This is a genomic window from Chryseobacterium sp. AG844 (assembly GCF_003182335.1).
GTDB classification, from domain to species: Bacteria; Bacteroidota; Bacteroidia; order Flavobacteriales; family Weeksellaceae; genus Chryseobacterium; species Chryseobacterium cupriresistens.
The window spans coordinates 125,356-142,751 of sequence record NZ_QGTV01000001.1 but is presented as its reverse complement, the minus strand read 5'-3'; the positions used below and the strand labels follow the sequence as shown (position 1 = coordinate 142,751).

The following is a 17,396-nucleotide window of genomic DNA, read 5'->3' as shown; positions in this document are numbered from 1 at the left end:
CTATGAAAAAAAAATCAATCTTTTTAATCGCCGCAACAGCTACGTTATATTTTAATAATGCTTATGCCCAGGAAACACCGCAGGATTCTGCAAAAGTTTCCTCCATCGATCAGATTGTCATTACAGGAAACTCAAATCCGAAGAAAAAAATAGAATCCAGTACAGCGATTTCCACATTTAGCTCCAAAGAAATCCAGAAACAAAACCCGATCAGTGCTGCGGCTTTATTACAGCGAGTTCCGGGATTTGCGGTGGAAACTTCAGGAGGTGAGGTAGGAAACAACCTTTTTGCAAGAGGGATTCCTTCTGCAGGAGCTTATGAATTTGTACAGGTACAGGAAGATGGTCTTCCCGTTTTTGAAGATGGGGCGCTTCAGTTTGCCAATGCAGATAATTTTTTCCGTGTAGACAATTCTGTCAACCGTATGGAAGCGTTGAGAGGAGGTTCCGGATCTATTTATGCAACCAATTCTCCCGGAGGGTTGATCAACTTTATTACCAGAGAAGGAACCAATGATTTCAGAGGTACAGCAAAGCTGGAAACAAGTACTTATGGATTGATGCGTACTGATGTGAATGTAGGAGGCGCTTTGGTGCAGGATAAATTGTTTTTCAATGTCGGTGGTTTTTACAGAACAGATGACGGGATCAGAAAGACGGGTTTTAAAGCCAATAACGGCGGACAGATCAGAATGAATCTGAAATATGTCTTTGATAAAGGCTATGTAAAAGTATATTACAAAAAACTGGATGACAGAAATACATTCTTCCTTCCGATTCCTTTAATCCAGAACGGAAATAAACTGAAAGGATTCCAGGGATTTGATCCTAATTACGGAACATACAGTTACAGAGCCATCAGTCAGCTGAATATTCCACAGGCCGGAGGTGGATTTTTCAACAGAAATCTTGAAGATGGAATCCATCCGAAAGTAGATGCAGTGGGGGCTGAGTTTAAGTATGATCTTGGAAATAATTTCACGGTTTTAAACAAAACCAGATACACCAATATCAATATGAACTATACAGGAATTTTTCCTGCAGGCGGACCGCAGACGGCAGCCGATTTTGCTAAGAGTAACGGAATTACCGGAAACAACTATCAGTACTCATTGGTAAGCAATGGAAGAATGGTTGATCCTCAATATGTACAAAAGCTTGGCTTCTGGGCAATTGATAAGCAGATGAATAACTTTGTCAACGATTTACAGTTCAACTATAAATTTGATAAAGGAAATGTTACAGCAGGTTTTTATAAATCCAACTGGAAATCACACCAATACTGGAACTGGAGTAATATTCTGACTACAGCAACGGACAGACCTGAATTACTGAATCTGGTAGATACTTCTTTAAGTCCTTCAGATATTGGATATTCCAAAACATATAACGGGGTTACCAATATGACATTTTTGCAGAGAGATACCCAGACTCAGGGAAGTTTGAATGATCTGTATGTAAACCTGGATTATAATATTACCGATGCATTAAGTGTAAATGGTGGTCTTCGTTACAGCCACGATTATTACAAAGGGAATTTTGCCAATACAACAAGTGCGAATTTAAATAATTCAGGGTTAACCACTGATGGAACTCATGGTTTCAACACGACAACGGCTGATGATAACATGAGTGTATTGGGAAATAAATACACCTACTGGAACTATAATGTGGATAAAGTATCTTTTACATTAGCAGCGAATTATAAAATCAATAGAGAAAATGCAGTATACGCCCGTTTCTCCAATGGTTTCAGATCTCCGAATGAAGAAGCGTACTACAATTATTTCTCCAATCCAACCCCTGATAAACCTTTAAAATCAGTGACAACAAACCAATTGGAGGTTGGGTATAAATATTACTCGCGTACTTTTGATATAGCAGTGATTCCGTTCTATTCTACCTTGAAGAACCTGTCATTTACGGATGTTTTCTCTGATGGGAAATCTGAAAATACCTTTGCCAATACACAAAACTATGGAGTTGAAGTGGAAGGTTTCGCCCGTTTATTCAATAATATTGTAGAAGTAACATTCAACGGAACCATTCAGAGTCCAAAGTATAAAAACCTTGAGGCCGGAAGTGTTCTTGAAGGAAATGTAGTAAGAAGGATGCCTAAATTTTTCTTCAATATTTCACCAGCTGTGAATATTACCAAATCATGGAGAGCCTATGTAAGTATGAATTATTATGGAAAACGCTTCCAGGATGAGAAGAATGTACAGACGTTGCCTTCTTTCACAGAATTTGGAGCGGGAATGTCTTACCAGTTAGGAAGAATACGCTTTGCCGTTGACGGTACCAATATCTTTAACACCATCGGGATTACAGAAGGAGATCCAAGAGCAGGATCGCCTAATGGAGACGGAATCATCATGGCCAGACCTATTATGGGAGCTGCTGCCAGAGCATCAATCACATTGGATTTCTAAATTCTATTTCTTTATAACAGCAAAACCGTCAGAATTTTCTGACGGTTTTGTATTTTTTATCATTACTGTCCGATAAAAAGTCTAAATACATTGGAAATATCAATATTTATGGCATGGATTAACAGGTCGGTCCTCCGGAGCTCTAATGTTAAAACATATACGTATATTAACAGTTATCTCCTACTGGAGCTGGTCGGGATCAACTGTTAATAGAAAAATAATAAGATCACCGTAAAATAAAGCTCCGTAGGAGCGACCTGTTAATGAAGATTAAATTTTATTTTTTGAAACAAAAAGGTTTATCATTAAGCATTTGAGAGTATTAAGATAAGCAGCGCTTTATGCTTAAAAATCAGAATGATTCATCTTAACTATTCTTTATTACTTAAATCCTTCTTAATGATTAGCTATATGAGTATTTTTTAATAAACTTAAATCATTTCATCTCGAAGGAATCTGCGTTATCTGCATGAGTTTAAATAGATTGTTTACTTCAAAAAAGGATTATACTGTTTCTCAAAACCAATCGATGTAGGATTTCCATGTCCTGAGAAAACCTGGGTATCATTATCCAGAATGAAAAGTTTTGATTTAATTCCTTCAATCAGCTGATCATAATTTCCTTTATACAGATCTGTTCTTCCGATACTTCCTTCAAAAAGAACATCACCGGAAATCATGAATTTCTGATTTTCATTATGATAAACAACACTTCCCGGAGAATGTCCCGGAACATGATATATTTTGAATTTTTCTCCATCCAGATCAAGCTCATCACCTTCCTTCACATATTCTACATTCACTTTTACCGGATTAATCTGCATTCCGAATCTCATCCCGCTTGCCTGAAGCATATCCAGAACTTCCTGGTCTTCCTGATGCATATTCACAGGAACATTGAATTTGTCAAAAGCCCACTGAAGTCCCAAAACATGATCAATATGAGCATGGGTTAAAAGAATTTTCTGAATCTTCAGTCCTTTTTCAGTAATAAAATTATCTATAGCCTGAGTCTCCTGAGCATTCATATTTCCCGGATCGATTAACCAGGCATTTTTATTTTCGTTATAGACGATGTAAGTATTTTCACTCGCAAAGTTGAATACGAAACCTTGAATCTGAAACATATGAGAATATTTTTTATTCAAAAATACGATATTATTAAGAAAATGGCTATTTTTCGTTATCTTCGTCATAATGAAAACTTTGCGAATACTCTTACTTTCTTTGGGCGGACTGGTTTTTGGACAAAATATCCAAAGTATTCAGCTGTTCAACCCTCAGACCAATGATGAAACCCCTGTCATTAAAATTGGTGAACAATTGGTTTTAGGCTTTGATGATCTTACAAACGGCAGTCAGATCTACAGGTATACCTTCAAACATTACGACAGAAACTGGAATGAAGATAATCTGTTTTTTACAGAATTTGCTACCGGAAGTATGAATGCACTGCTGGATCAGTTTCAGTATTCTTTCAATACATTACAGGCTTATACCCACTATAAACTTGTTTTCCCGAATGATAAAATCCAGCTGAAAGTCTCAGGGAATTATGAACTGATTGTTTACAAAGATTCGGCAGACCAGCCTCTGTTCAAAAAGAGATTTTATCTGGTAGAAGATGTAACGTCTGTGGGGTTAAATATTTCAAGATTTGCGGATGCGAAAAATCCCAACGTTAACCAGAGGGTAGAAGTGAATGTTTCTCCGAAAGGCGGAGATATTTCTTCCAATGTTAATTCAATTACCATGAATGTGATGCAGAATAACAACCCGAATATGGTGATATCCAATCTTAAACCGAGCAGTGTTTTAGGAAATCAGGTTTTATTTCAGCAGATGAATCTTGTTTTTCCTGGGGATAATGAGTTTTATTATTTCGATAATAAAAATATGAATATGGCCGCGGATATGGTGCGTGCTGCTGAAATAAAAGATGATGTGAACCAGACTTATCTTCATCCGGTATGGGCGTTTCCTTTAAATTATCAGTATCAGCCGGATGTGAATGGAGCCTGGTACTACAGAAGAAACGACTTGGGAAGAGAGAGAGACGCAGAAAGAGAAGCTGACTACTCATGGGTTCACTTCTATCTGGATTCCGATCCTGTGGATAAAGAAATTTATGTACTGGGAGGATTTAATAATTTTAAACCCAGCAAGGAAAATCAAATGCAGTATGACGCATCCACCAAACAGTATGTCGCGAAAATATTCCTGAAACAAGGTTTTTATAACTATGTATTGGCAACAAAAGAAGGGAATGGCTCTCTGAACTTTGGAGAAATAAACGGTAACTTCTGGCAGACAGAAAACCTCTATCAGGCTTTTCTTTATTATGCACCTTTCGGAAGAAATTATGATGGTTTGATGGGATATGGGGAATTCAGAACACCAATTGCCAACAAGAGGTAGGTAGTAATACGATAAAAATATCATATAAAATGGGACTGTCTGTTAAGATGGTTCCTTTTTTTTGATTCTATTGAACAGAATTTATCCTCCAGACCTAGATTAGGATTAATTTTTTACATTATAATGCACTGCATAGTGAAAAATAATAATTCACAAAAAATTGATTTTAGTTAAATTTTTTAACATAAAATTCATATTGCAGAAAAATTATATTTAAATAATTTTCTTTGTTTTAAAATCATCATTATGTTTTATTTACTGATTTATAATATCAATTAGATTTTATTTATTGATAATGTTGTTTTATTGTGAAAAGTTTATAAATTCGTCACCACAATCAACCATTATTAATATGAAAACGAAATTTATCTTAGTAGCAAGCGTTGCTGCATGCTCTTTTGTCTTTGGGCAAAACACACCATCAAAATTAGTTCCGGGAAAAAGCGGATTACATGCTGAATTTATGAGATTTGAAAAAAATGCCCCTTCCTATCAGGGAGCCCCTGTTTTATTTGACGAAGCTTCTCAGAGGCTTTCTCCAGGGCAGGCTCGTAAACTAGGGTTAGAAAAAGATGCATTAGGCTTTGAAACTCAAAGATTTCAACAGACCGTTAATGATATTCCTGTAGAATACGGAATGATGGCGGTACAGACAAAAGACGGTAAAATTGTAGGACAATCAGGAAAATGGGTTATTAAAGTTCCGAAAGGACTTGACAAAACAGCCAGTCTTGCTGAAAATGCTGCTTTACAGAGCGCTTTGTCATTTGTAGGAGCAGAATCCTATAAATGGAAAAATAAAGAAGAAGAAGATTTTCTTAAAAAAGAAACCGGTGATCCCAATGCAAGCTATACTCCAAAAGGTGAATTGGTTTATTATTCAAATCCTGATGATGACAAGCTGAGTGATTTAAGGCTAGCCTATAAATTTGATATCTATGCAGAAAAACCATTAAGCAGACAATATGTTTTTGTGGATGCTAAAAATGGAAAAGTACTGGGAGTAGATGCTATTATTCACGAAGTGAACACGCCGGGAACAGCCGTTACAGGATATAGCGGAACCCGCAGCATCACTACAGATTCTTATAACGGAAGCTACCGGTTAAGAGAAACAGGAAGAAATGGCGGAACTTCAGTAGAAACTTATAACTTGAAAAAAGGAACAAGCTATGCTTCTGCAGTAGACTTTACAGATACGGACAACAACTGGAATAATGTCAATACCAATAAAGATCAATACGCTACAGATGCCCATTGGGGAGCAGAAATGACAGTGGATTACTTCTATACAAAATACGGACGTAAGAGTATTGATAATAATAACTTTGCTATTAAATCCTATGTTCACTATTCTACCAACTATTTCAATGCATTTTGGGATGGTTCCAGAATGACCTATGGAGATGGAAGTTCCACAACAAACGGAGGAAAACCATTGACAGCACTTGATGTTTGCGGTCATGAAATCACACATGGTTTGACTTCTAAAACAGCTAATCTTGTGTATCAGAGAGAACCGGGAGCACTGAACGAAGGCTTCTCCGATATCTTCGGAAATACCATTGAGCGTTGGGCAAGACCTACACAGGCAAGCTGGACACTGGGAGAAGATTTCAATTATGTAATCAGGAATATGGCTAACCCTAACGCATACAGCCAGCCGGATACCTATATGGGAACTTACTGGAAAACTACCACAACTTCAGGTTGCGTTACTCCAAGCCAATCTAATGATTATTGCGGGGTTCATACCAATTCAGGTGTCCTTAACTTCTGGTATTATCTGTTAGTAACAGGAGGATCAGGTACGAACGATAAAGGTTTTGCTTACAATGTTTCCGCAATAGGACTTGATAAGGCTGGAGCTATTGCGTACAGAACATTGACAACTTATCTGACGTCTTCTTCAACCTATGCGAGTGCAAGAACCTATTCTATTCAGGCAGCTACTGATTTATACGGAGCAACCAGCAATGAAGTGACTCAGGTTAAAAATGCATGGAATGCTGTAGGTGTAGGAGGAGGAACTTCTCCGGCAGGAAAAATGGCAACCGCAGATACAGCGCTGTACACGATAAGCCCGAATCCTGCAACAGACAGATTCACCATCAACTTTGAAGGAAAATCAGGAAAAGGAATTGTAGAACTGGTAAGCCTTACAGGTAAAAAAGAAATTTCTGAGAAAGTTGAAATTACTGATGGGGTAAATAAACTGAACATTCAGCTTCCTTCTAATATTCTTCCGGGAGTATATATTGTACTGGTAAACGGAGAGAAAGCAGGAAACCTGATTAAAAAATAACCAAATCAAATCTTTAATATATTCAATGAAAAGGCCGCAAGTTAATTCTTGCGGCCTTTTGTATATTTTGAGTAAAAAAATTATACCAAATAGAAATCATTCAGTTTTTCTTCACAAAGTGTTTTTACCACTTCAATCCATCGGTCTTCATCATTCAGACACGGGATATAATGGAAATTTTCACCACCGCCGTGCATGAACTGTTCTTTCCCTTCCACAGAAATTTCTTCCAGGGTTTCAAGACAGTCAGAAACGAAAGCCGGACATACAATGGCCAGGTTTTTGATCCCTTTTTTACCAATTGTTTCCAATGTTTCGTCGGTATATGGCTCAATCCATTTATCTTTTCCTAATCTTGACTGGAAAGAAACAATCGTTTTTTCTTTAGGTAAATTCAGTTTGTCAATAACAAGCTGCGTTGTTTTATAACATTGGTGACGGTAGCAGAACTGATGACTTGGATTATCATCTCTGGAACAACAGTCATTAAGGTTACAGGTCTTTGTAGGATCTGTTTTATAAATATGTCTTTCCGGAACACCATGGTAAGAAAACTGCAATGCATCGAAATTTTCAGGAAGCTTCTCTTTAATACTTTCTGCAAGACAATTGATATAAATATCTCTGTTATAAAAAGGCTGAATATAATTAATTTTTATACCGGGAAACTTCTTTTTTCTTACCTCTTCGGCCTTTTCAATAACCGTTTCCGTGGTGCTCATCGCATATTGAGGATATAGTGGAAAAAGAACAATTTCAGTGATTCCCTGATCAACCAGTTTCTGAATTCCGGTTTCAATGCTTGGTTGTGCATATCTCATTCCGATTTCCACAGGAACGTCTACTACTTTCTGAAGCTTTTTCTGAATCTGTTCAGTAATGACAATCAGTGGAGAACCTTTATCTGTCCAGACTGTTTTATACGCTTCAGCAGATTTTGCAGGTCTTGTTTTCAGAATGATTCCCTGTACAAGAAGTGCACGAAAGATCCAACGGTAATCAATCACCCTTTCATCCATCAGAAATTCATCAAGATATTCCTTTACGTCGTTTACAGAAGTTGATCTCGGTGATCCGAGGTTGACTAGTAAAATTCCTTTCTTATTCAATATTCTAAATTTTAATTATGAAACAGAGGTTCTAAAATCTGTTACTAATTTTGATACTTTGGCAAAGGTATTACTTTCCAGTAAGCCATTGCCGTCAAATTTGCCTTTTATCCCTTTTATTAATACCTGATGTTTATCATCTGTTACAGCTCCAAGAGTTTTTAAGATCATTAACAATTCTTCGTGTCCTTTTTCTCCGCTGGCAGAAGCCGTGATCACAGCAACAGGTTTTTCCGAAAATACCGTTGTGGAAACACACCATTCCAACAGATTTTTTAATCTCCCAGGGATACTGAAAATATATTCCGGTGTAGAAAATATCACCCCTGCTGAATTGTTTATGGCTTCTCTGATTTTCAGAACTTCTTCCGGAGTATCATCATCAGTTAATGCAGTATCAAAATGCGGAAGAACAGAAAGGTCAGCATATAGCTGAAAATCTGTGTTGTCTGTCTTTTTCAACACCTGTTCCATCAGTTTCTGATTGCTGGAATTTGCCGAAGCACTTCCAATAATCACGACAATTTTATTTCCGGGAGGCATTTCGGCAGTTTTATCCGTTTACAGCTTCCACTCTTTCTACTAAGTCCGGAACGAATTGTTTTAAGATATTTTCAATTCCGTTTTTCAAAGTAGCAGTAGAGCTTGGGCAGCCGGAGCATGCACCCTGTAAAAGCATTTTTGCTGTTTTATTTTCCTGATCGTATTCCATCAGAGAAATTTTTCCACCATCATTTTCTACGGCAGGAGCTACGTATTCATTTAAAATGTCAGAAATTTTCTGCTCATCCTCTGTATAATCTCTGTTGATAATTTTCTCTACAGGATTTTCGTGTTTCTGAGGTTCGATTTTTGAAATTTCACCTCCGTTCTGAAGATATTCGGCAATAAGTGCACGAACAGTCATCATCACCTGGTGCCATTCTACAGAATTATCTCTCGTAACAGCTACAAAGTTGTCCGAAATGAAAACTTCCGTTGCAAAATCAAACTCTTTAAAGATAGCCTGTGCCAAAGGAACTTCTTCAGCCGCTTTTTTCGATTTTACTTCCACGAAACCATCCATCAGCAGTTTGCTTGAAACAAACTTCATTACGTTGGGATTCGGAGTCATTTCAGCATAGATCTGATACATTTCTTTTTTCTTCTGAAGATAAATTCTCGGGTTGGCCAGTAATTCATCCTCAATTACATTTTTCAGACTTTCAGCAACATGTTCCCATTCTATGGTATCCTGTTTTGCCACAGCTACAAAATTAGCGGTAATGAAAACTCTTTCCACAAACGGATAATTGAAAAGTTCCTGTGCCAGAGGAATTTCTGAAATATCTGAATTTCTGTCCAGTTCCAAAGACCCGGGGATAAGATTGTAATCTGCTACAAATTTCATCACTTTTGGGTTTTCAGTTGGTTCTATAAGTACGGTACGCATTTTTTCGTTAAATTTGAGATACAAAAATACGCATTAGAAGTTAGAAGCTGAAAATTGAGAGTTAGATTTTTGCTATCACTGTAATTTAGAAGTTAGATATCAGAAATGATAGTATATTTTAATTCCCAATTGGGCACATTTTCACATTTTCAAATTAATATTATGGCACTAATAAAACAGCTTTTAGGAAAAGCACCACAGATCGGAGAGAATACTTTTTTAGCAGAAACGGCAACTATTATTGGCGATGTCACAATGGGAAAAGACTGTAGTGTCTGGTATAATGCAGTAATCAGAGGAGATGTTCATTACATCAAAATGGGAGACAAGGTGAATGTTCAGGATAATGCAATGCTGCACTGTACCTATCAGAAATATCCTTTGAATATCGGGAACAATGTTTCCATCGGACATAACGCGATTGTTCATGGATGTACCATTAAAGATAATGTATTGATCGGAATGGGAGCTATTGTGATGGATGATTGCCTTGTAGAAGAAAACTCCATTGTAGGAGCAGGTTCTGTAGTGACTCAGGGAACACATATTAAATCCGGAGAAGTCTGGGGAGGAGTTCCTGCAAGAAAAATCAAAGATATCAATGCCCAGTTGCTGGAAGGAGAAGTGAACAGAATTGCAGATAACTATGTGAAATATTCATCATGGTATAAGGAGAATGTGAAGGATCATCAATTTTAGGATGTCAGGTGAATAGTGAATAGTCAATTCGCTGCGCTTGTCAGTTTTTTGGGATTGCAAAACTTCACCATTCACTTGCGAAGCAAATTCACTTATTAACTATAAAATAGTGAAAGGTCAATGGTCAATTCGCTGCGCTTGTCAGTTTTTTTGGATTGCAAAAATTCATCATTCACTTGCGAAGTAAAATTCACGATTGATCTATTTAAAAATAAATATAAAAGCTCTGTTCTGAAACAGAGCTTTTTCGATTTGATATAGAACCTTTGCTTTATTGTTAATTATTGTCCGGTGTGATAAGTCTGATCTTACCATTGATACATTTGAGTGATGTAGGTGGCTCGATCATCATACAGTCAGACGTAATATTATACTTTTCATTAAAAGCTTTCACTTTATCCGTATACTCATTCACTCTTTGTAAGAAAGTTTCTTCTTTTTTCTTAGGATAGGCAATGTATTGCTGAGGTCCGCCGCAGGCTTTTGATCCCATAGGAGCAAACGCCCAGTCGTTGGCATCCGTACATTTTTCTCCTGATACTTCAGATTCAATAGAAGCTTTTAATCTGTCCAGCTGTGCCTGTTCATATTTCTGACTGTCTTCGTCAGCAGGTCTGTCTGCAATATCAACAGGAAGATTGGTATTGGCATTCTTTGATGTATTACACGAAACTAAAGTTAATGTAGTACACAATACTATTGCCGGGATATGAAAGAATAATTTTTTCACAATAAACTTTTTTCTTTTTAAGAATTTTCAAAACTTATGCCAAGGTAAGAAATTCAAATTCATTTCCGTATTTTTGACGAAGATGAATAATCATTTTTTTGACTTAATAGAATATACGAACAGAAGTGTTTTTTTAACGGGGAAAGCCGGAACAGGAAAGACAACATTTCTTAATGATTTTGTAAGGCGTACCAAGAAAAAGCATATTGTAGTGGCTCCCACGGGAATTGCTGCCATTAATGCAGGAGGAGTAACCATCCATTCCATGTTTGGGCTGCCGTTGAGAACCTTTCTTCCTACTACAGAAAGGATAGATACCAGTTTGGCCAATAATATTGCCGATCTGATGCCTCATTTCAAATACCGTAAAGATAAACTCAAACTTCTGAGAGAGGTTGAGATCATCATTATCGATGAGGTTTCGATGCTGAGGGCTGATGTTCTGGATATGATGGATTTTTCTTTGAGATTCATCAGAAGGAATAATCAGAGATTCGGAGGGGTACAGATGCTCTTTATCGGAGATTTGTATCAACTTCCTCCGGTGGTAAGGGATGAGCATATCCTCAAAATGTATTACAACTCACCTTTCTTTTTTGACAGCCATGCCATTAAGGAAATTCCAATCGTCACCATTGAGCTTACAAAAGTATACAGACAATCTGATGAAGATTTTCTGGAAATTCTGAATGCCATCCGTGACGGCGATGTGGATAATATAGATTTTGATCATCTCAATGAAAGGTATGATCCTGACTTTGATATGGGAAAAGAGTCTTATGTATATCTGTGTTCTCACAACAAAATGGCAGACGAGATCAATCAGGAAAAACTGGCAGAAATTAAAGTAGATCCTCAGATTTATGAAGCTAAACTGGTAGGAGACTTTAAAGAAAATCAATTTCCAAATGACCAGTTTCTGGAACTGAAAATTGGAGCTCAGATCATGTTTATCCGAAATGATATTTCCGGAGAAAAGAAATATTTTAACGGAAAACTGGGTGAGATTATCGGGTTGGATGAGAATGAAATCCGTGTTGTTCTGGATGAAAGTGAAAGAGAAATTGTGGTAAAAAGGGAAACCTGGGAACAGAAAAAATATTTCCTTGATACGGATAAAAATATCAAAGAGGAAGTGTTGGGAAGTTTCGAGCAGTTTCCGATCAAATTAGCATGGGCGGTTACGATTCACAAAAGCCAGGGATTAACGTTTGATAAAGTGATTATTGATGCCGGGAAAAGTTTTACTGCCGGTCAGGTGTATGTGGCTTTATCCCGCTGCAGAACTCTGGAGGGCATTGTTTTAAAATCAAAAATTACTCCCGAAGTTATTTTCAAAGATAACAGGATTCTGCATTTCCACACCGATACTATTGCCAATGATCATGTGGAGGCGATTCTGAATCAGGAAAAATATGATTACAGCATCAGAAAAGTATTGCGAACATTAGACTGTACATGGTTTTTGAAAGAAGTAGAGGAGTGGAATAACCTTTCCATTGTCACCAAAAATATAGACCACGTTAAAACCAAACAGCTTTATCTTCAGTTGAAACATGAAGCGGTCAACCTGGGGAAAATTTTTGAAAAATTAGAACGAATCATTTTCCAGAAAGTCAATAATTTTATTGAACAGAAAGAAGAATGGTCCGAAATTGAAAGCAAATCAAAAGGTGCGGTTAATTTCTTTTTTACAGAAACCAGAAATAAAATATTCGATCCTTTGAAAGAGTTTTATGCTGAGATAAAAGGTGCAAAAGGATTGAAACAATACAACGAAGAATTTAAAAGCTGGCTGGAAGACATTGAAGAATATCTGAACAGCCTGAGAGATATTCACCTGCTTGAAACGAAACTTTTAGATGAAAAGAATGATAAGGAAATCAATCTGAAAATTGCTAAAGTTCCTTCTCAGGTTTTAACCTTCCAGTTGTTTGAGCAAGGAAAAACGATCGGAGAAATTGCCTTGGAAAGAGGGCTGGTGAAAGAAACTGTTATTGGGCATCTTGCCAAATTTGCCGAACAGGGATTGCTGGATATTTCCCGAGTTATTACTTCGGATAAGATTAAGGCTTTTGAAGATGAATTCTATAAAAATCCACATGAAACATTAACCGAGTGGAAGAATGCATTGCCAAGCCATTTTGAATTTAACGAAATCAGGATTTTAATTAATCATTATAATTATAAAAAAGAAAAGAACTCGTAGGAGTTCTTTTTTTATGGAGAGACGATTCTTAAAAATTTAAGGATACATCGCATTGATGGTATTGATATCTCCGGTCGTAAATCCGGTTCTGGTATAAGTAAAATTGCTGTTGTCAGCTCTGGTAATCGTAGGCAGCCCGTTTCTGGAATATGAGGTCGGCCAGTACATCATCACCGAATTAATATTAAACGGACCTATATCTGTTCCGGAATTATAGATATTGAAATTATAAGACTGTCCGCTTTGAATATTGTTCCACAGGATTTTTACGTATTGATCTCTGTCTTTACGCGTATGTTCATGATAAAGTCCTACCGTGTGCCCCATTTCATGAATAACTGATCCTACAGAAATATACTGATCCAAAGAAATGGTTTGTTTCCCACCCTGATACCCGATGTGAGCCCAGCCATCAGATCCTGATGAGCTTCCGAAAATAAATTCAACATAATTAGCCTGGTTGGTACGGTAGATCCACTGTGTATTCGTTTTATTATTGTACTCGCTGATGGCAGAATTGATTTTATTAACATTGATGGAACCCATATTGCCGGCAATAGTATAATAAATTTTACCATTAGGCCATCTTGAATAACTGGCACCGCCTTTATTAACTTCATTACCTTCTGATAATTGTTTATCGGTAAGAACAATATCTCCCTGGAAAAAATTCATTCCGTTTTTTCTTTCATAGGTAATTTCCTGGCCATTCAATTGTCCTTTTTTGACGAGATCAGTATTGAGGGCATTGGTTTGGGCTTCAGAAGTAATTTCCTCATTGTTTTTACTACATGATGAAAATGTGGCAGTCATAAGAATACTCATCAAGACTGTTTTTCCTGTCAGCATCTGTTTATAAAACAGGCTGTTTTGTTTTTTGATCATATTAATGTTTTTAAAAATTTGGTATACGAATATAATCAATATATCTCTTTTCGTTGAATTGTTTTCGTTAAAATATGTTTTTAATAGAGTTATTTAAATTTTAAAATCTCATAGATAAAATCAAGTAAACAAAAATTTTATTCCAATAGTTTTTCCCTGAACTGATCAATTGTTTTTATTAATTACAAAAAGTAACTAATGCAGTTTTTATGTTTTAAATTTGCCTTGTTTTTCAGATTAAAGAAAAATTAACATCATAACATGAAAAATTTTGAAATTTCTGTTTTAGATCTTGCACCGGTAAAGCAAGGTAAAAGCATTCATGATACTTTTCAGGACAGCTTATCACTAGCTAATCACGCTGAAAATTTAAATTATAAAAGATTCTGGCTGGCGGAACACCACAACATGGAAAGTATTGCCAGTTCAGCAACCTCTGTTTTAATTGGTTTCATTGCCAATGGAACGAAAACAATCAGAGTAGGTTCAGGAGGAATTATGCTTCCTAACCACAGTTCTCTGATCATTGCAGAACAGTTCGGAACACTGGAATCTCTGTTTCCCGGAAGAATTGATCTTGGATTAGGAAGAGCTCCGGGAACAGATGGCTTGACAGCACAAGCGTTGGGAAGGAATCCAGCCATCATCAATGAACAGTTTCCAAGACAGATCCTCGAACTTCAAAGATATTTTTCGAAAGAAAATTCAGAGGCGATGGTTCGTTCCATTCCGGGAGAAGGATTGGATATTCCACTATATATTCTGGGGTCAAGTACAGACAGTGCATGGCTGGCTGCAGAACTAGGGCTGCCTTATGCATTTGCGGGACATTTTGCACCTGAGCAGATGGAAATGGCTTTTAAAATATACAGAGAACATTTTGAACCGTCAAAATATCTGGATAAACCTTATATCATTGCCTGTGTTAATGGGGTAGCGGCTGAAACTTCTGAGGAAGCTCATAAAATTTCCACTACTTTATTCCAGGCATTCATCAATATTGTAAGAAACGACAGAAAACCTTTTGCTCCACCCGTGGATGATATGGATGAAATCTGGTCGCCAATGGAAAAATCTATGGTTTTACAGAAACTGAGATATACTTTTATCGGAGATCAGGCCGAAATTCAGGAAAAACTTAAAGATTTCCAGGAAAGGTTCCAGGTAGATGAGTTGATGATCAATTCACATATCTACGACCATCAGAAAAGATTGAGATCTTACGAGATTTTCAGAGCGGCTGCAGACTCTTTATCCAAAGCGTAATAAACCATTCATAATTAATTGGCAGATGCTTATTTTTATGAGTATCTTTGCACAAATAAAAAGTAAAATGTCAGATATTAAATTAAATACTATTCCGGAGGCTATCGAAGACCTTAGAAATGGTAAAATAATCATAGTAGTAGATGATGAAGACAGAGAAAATGAAGGTGATTTTCTTTGCGCGGCAGAACTGACAACGCCGGAAATTATCAATTTTATGGCTCTTCACGGAAGAGGGCTGATCTGTATGCCGCTTCCTGAAAAAAGATGTGATGAGCTTGGACTTGAAGTGATGGTAAGCAGAAGCAGCGATCCTAAGGAGACTGCTTTCACCGTATCGGTTGACCTTCTGGGTAACGGAACATCTACCGGAATTTCTGCAAGTGACAGAGCAAAAACAATTTTAGCATTGATGGATGAAAAATCCAAGCCTACAGATTTTATGAGACCTGGCCACATTTTCCCGCTTCGTGCAAGAAAAGGAGGTGTATTGAAAAGAGCCGGACATACTGAAGCGGCCATCGATCTTACGAATTTAGCAGGATTGAAAGAAGGAGGTGTGATCTGCGAGATCATGAATGAAGATGGTACAATGTCCCGTCTGCCTGAACTTCATGCTTTTGCACAAAAACACGATATGAAGATCGTTTCTATTGAAGACCTGATCCATTATCAGCTTAAAAAAGGAAATCTTGTAGAAAGACTTGAAGAGAAAAAAGTAAAAACGCATTATGGTGATTTTGATTTTTATGCTTTCAGAGAAACTTCCAATGACCAGATCCACTTTGCATTGACAAAAGGAGCATGGACAGTAGATGAGCCTGTGTTGGTAAGAGTACAGTCTTCAGATTCTTATTTCGATGTATTGACAAGATTAAATAATGGGGAGAAACCTCTGTTGGAAAAAGTAACCAATATGGTTAATGAGGCTGGAAAAGGAGCTATTATTTTTATCAACAACGTTTCCAACTCTGAAAATACATTGAGAAAGCTTCAACAGTTCCTGAACTATCAGGACGGCCAGGAGCAGCATCCTACACTGGCGTACAATTACAGAGATTATGGAATCGGAACGCAGATCCTTAAGAATTTAGGAATCAACAAATTTAAAGTAATCACTCAAAACCCTAATATCAAACCTCAGGTTGGAGGCTATGATGTAGAGGTTACGGAGATGGTACAACTATAAAAAATGAATGGTCAATAGTGAATTCTTTTCACATTAATTGACTGTTTGTAATACAAAGTTATAAGGTTTAGGATTTTTCTAAACCTTTTTTTATTTTTAAACCATGACTGAATCTTTAAAAAAACACATCCGGGGATATATTGAAATTTCAGACGAAAAGCTGGAGAAATACTGCAGTGCTTTCAGTTTAAGGAAAATAAAGAAAAAAGAATTCCTCTTAAAAGAAGGAGAGATTTGCGAATTTGAAGGGTTTGTAGTAAGCGGATGTTTTAAAGTTTTTCATACCCATCATAATGCAGCTGAACAGATATTGTATTTTGGAATTGAAAACTGGTGGATCTCCGATATTGATAGTTTTGTGAAACGTATTCCCTCAAAACTCAATATTCAGGCGCTTGAGGATAGTGAAATTCTTCTTATTCCCAAAAAAGACAAAGAAAAACTGTATGCTGAAATGCCGGAGATTGAAAGATTAATGAGGCTTAAATTTCAAAAATCAATTATTGCCCTACAGCGTAGAATTATTGATAATCTAAGCAAACCTTCAGATGAACGCTATGTTGAGTTTTTAAAAGATTATCCGCAGACAGCCAACCGTTTAACAAATATTCAGATTGCAGCATATCTGGGAGTAACTCCGGAATTTATAAGCAGAATCCGAAAGAAAATTGTCAGTAAAAGCTGATGACTGAAAAAAAAGTCCCGAAAGTTTATTGGTACAT

The 17,396-nt window shown here is 36.8% G+C and carries 14 protein-coding genes; 8 read left to right on the top strand and 6 right to left on the bottom strand.

Annotated elements, in window-relative coordinates; genetic code table 11:
• Window positions 1–2 precede the first annotated feature (2 nt).
• The gene (locus tag DEU40_RS00600; RefSeq protein ID WP_110008310.1) at window positions 3–2,432 is read left to right on the top strand and encodes a TonB-dependent receptor; all 2,430 of its coding nucleotides are present in this window, start codon (window positions 3–5) and stop codon (window positions 2,430–2,432) included.
• A 488-nt stretch (window positions 2,433–2,920) separates the two neighbouring features.
• Here the strand turns inward: DEU40_RS00600 and DEU40_RS00595 are convergent, their stop codons facing one another.
• On the bottom strand, window positions 2,921–3,559 hold the full coding sequence (locus tag DEU40_RS00595; RefSeq protein WP_110008309.1) for an MBL fold metallo-hydrolase: 639 nt from the start codon (window positions 3,557–3,559) through the stop codon (window positions 2,921–2,923).
• Window positions 3,560–3,629: 70 nt separating this feature from the next.
• On the opposite strand from DEU40_RS00595, the gene DEU40_RS00590 reads away from it, so the two are divergent.
• Both DEU40_RS00590 and DEU40_RS00585 read left to right on the top strand, forming a co-directional pair.
• Complete coding sequence (locus DEU40_RS00590) at window positions 3,630–4,850, top strand: DUF5103 domain-containing protein (protein WP_110008057.1); 1,221 nt, start codon at window positions 3,630–3,632, stop codon at window positions 4,848–4,850.
• A gap of 352 nt (window positions 4,851–5,202) precedes the next feature.
• A complete protein-coding gene (locus DEU40_RS00585; RefSeq protein WP_171006336.1) occupies window positions 5,203–7,155 on the top strand; it encodes a M4 family metallopeptidase in 1,953 nt (650 codons plus the stop codon).
• An 80-nt stretch (window positions 7,156–7,235) separates the two neighbouring features.
• Here DEU40_RS00585 and hemH read toward each other — a convergent pair whose 3' ends face one another.
• From hemH to DEU40_RS00570, 3 genes are read right to left on the bottom strand one after another with little or no spacing between them, the layout of a single operon-like run.
• Window positions 7,236–8,264: a ferrochelatase gene (hemH, locus tag DEU40_RS00580; protein WP_047434959.1), complete on the bottom strand. Its 1,029-nt coding sequence runs from the start codon at window positions 8,262–8,264 to the stop codon at window positions 7,236–7,238.
• A gap of 15 nt (window positions 8,265–8,279) precedes the next feature.
• Window positions 8,280–8,807: an NADPH-dependent FMN reductase gene (locus tag DEU40_RS00575; protein WP_110008055.1), complete on the bottom strand. Its 528-nt coding sequence runs from the start codon at window positions 8,805–8,807 to the stop codon at window positions 8,280–8,282.
• A 10-nt stretch (window positions 8,808–8,817) separates the two neighbouring features.
• Window positions 8,818–9,696 carry a NifU family protein gene (locus DEU40_RS00570; RefSeq protein WP_110008054.1) on the bottom strand — a complete coding sequence of 293 codons (879 nt, stop codon included), beginning with the start codon at window positions 9,694–9,696 and terminating at the stop codon, window positions 8,818–8,820.
• A 162-nt stretch (window positions 9,697–9,858) separates the two neighbouring features.
• On the opposite strand from DEU40_RS00570, the gene DEU40_RS00565 reads away from it, so the two are divergent.
• Window positions 9,859–10,395, top strand: a complete 537-nt coding sequence (locus tag DEU40_RS00565) for a gamma carbonic anhydrase family protein (RefSeq protein ID WP_034694954.1) — start codon at window positions 9,859–9,861, stop codon at window positions 10,393–10,395.
• Between the two features lie 277 nt (window positions 10,396–10,672).
• Here the strand turns inward: DEU40_RS00565 and DEU40_RS00560 are convergent, their stop codons facing one another.
• Window positions 10,673–11,125, bottom strand: a complete 453-nt coding sequence (locus DEU40_RS00560) for a hypothetical protein (RefSeq protein WP_110008053.1) — start codon at window positions 11,123–11,125, stop codon at window positions 10,673–10,675.
• Between the two features lie 82 nt (window positions 11,126–11,207).
• Here DEU40_RS00560 and DEU40_RS00555 point away from each other — a divergent pair, with 82 nt between their 5' ends.
• On the top strand, window positions 11,208–13,334 hold the full coding sequence (locus DEU40_RS00555; protein WP_110008052.1) for a helix-turn-helix domain-containing protein: 2,127 nt from the start codon (window positions 11,208–11,210) through the stop codon (window positions 13,332–13,334).
• A 36-nt stretch (window positions 13,335–13,370) separates the two neighbouring features.
• Here DEU40_RS00555 and DEU40_RS00550 read toward each other — a convergent pair whose 3' ends face one another.
• Window positions 13,371–14,219, bottom strand: a complete 849-nt coding sequence (locus DEU40_RS00550; RefSeq protein ID WP_110008051.1) for a M12 family metallopeptidase — start codon at window positions 14,217–14,219, stop codon at window positions 13,371–13,373.
• A gap of 261 nt (window positions 14,220–14,480) precedes the next feature.
• On the opposite strand from DEU40_RS00550, the gene DEU40_RS00545 reads away from it, so the two are divergent.
• From DEU40_RS00545 to DEU40_RS00535, 3 genes are all read left to right on the top strand, one after another.
• Entirely contained in the window at window positions 14,481–15,485 is a 1,005-nt protein-coding gene (locus DEU40_RS00545) for an LLM class flavin-dependent oxidoreductase (RefSeq protein WP_110008050.1), read from the top strand.
• 67 nt (window positions 15,486–15,552) lie between these two features.
• A complete protein-coding gene (ribB, locus tag DEU40_RS00540; protein WP_062676210.1) occupies window positions 15,553–16,674 on the top strand; it encodes a 3,4-dihydroxy-2-butanone-4-phosphate synthase in 1,122 nt (373 codons plus the stop codon).
• 103 nt (window positions 16,675–16,777) lie between these two features.
• A complete protein-coding gene (locus tag DEU40_RS00535) occupies window positions 16,778–17,359 on the top strand; it encodes a Crp/Fnr family transcriptional regulator (RefSeq protein WP_110008049.1) in 582 nt (193 codons plus the stop codon).
• The last annotated feature ends 37 nt before the right edge of the window (window positions 17,360–17,396 follow it).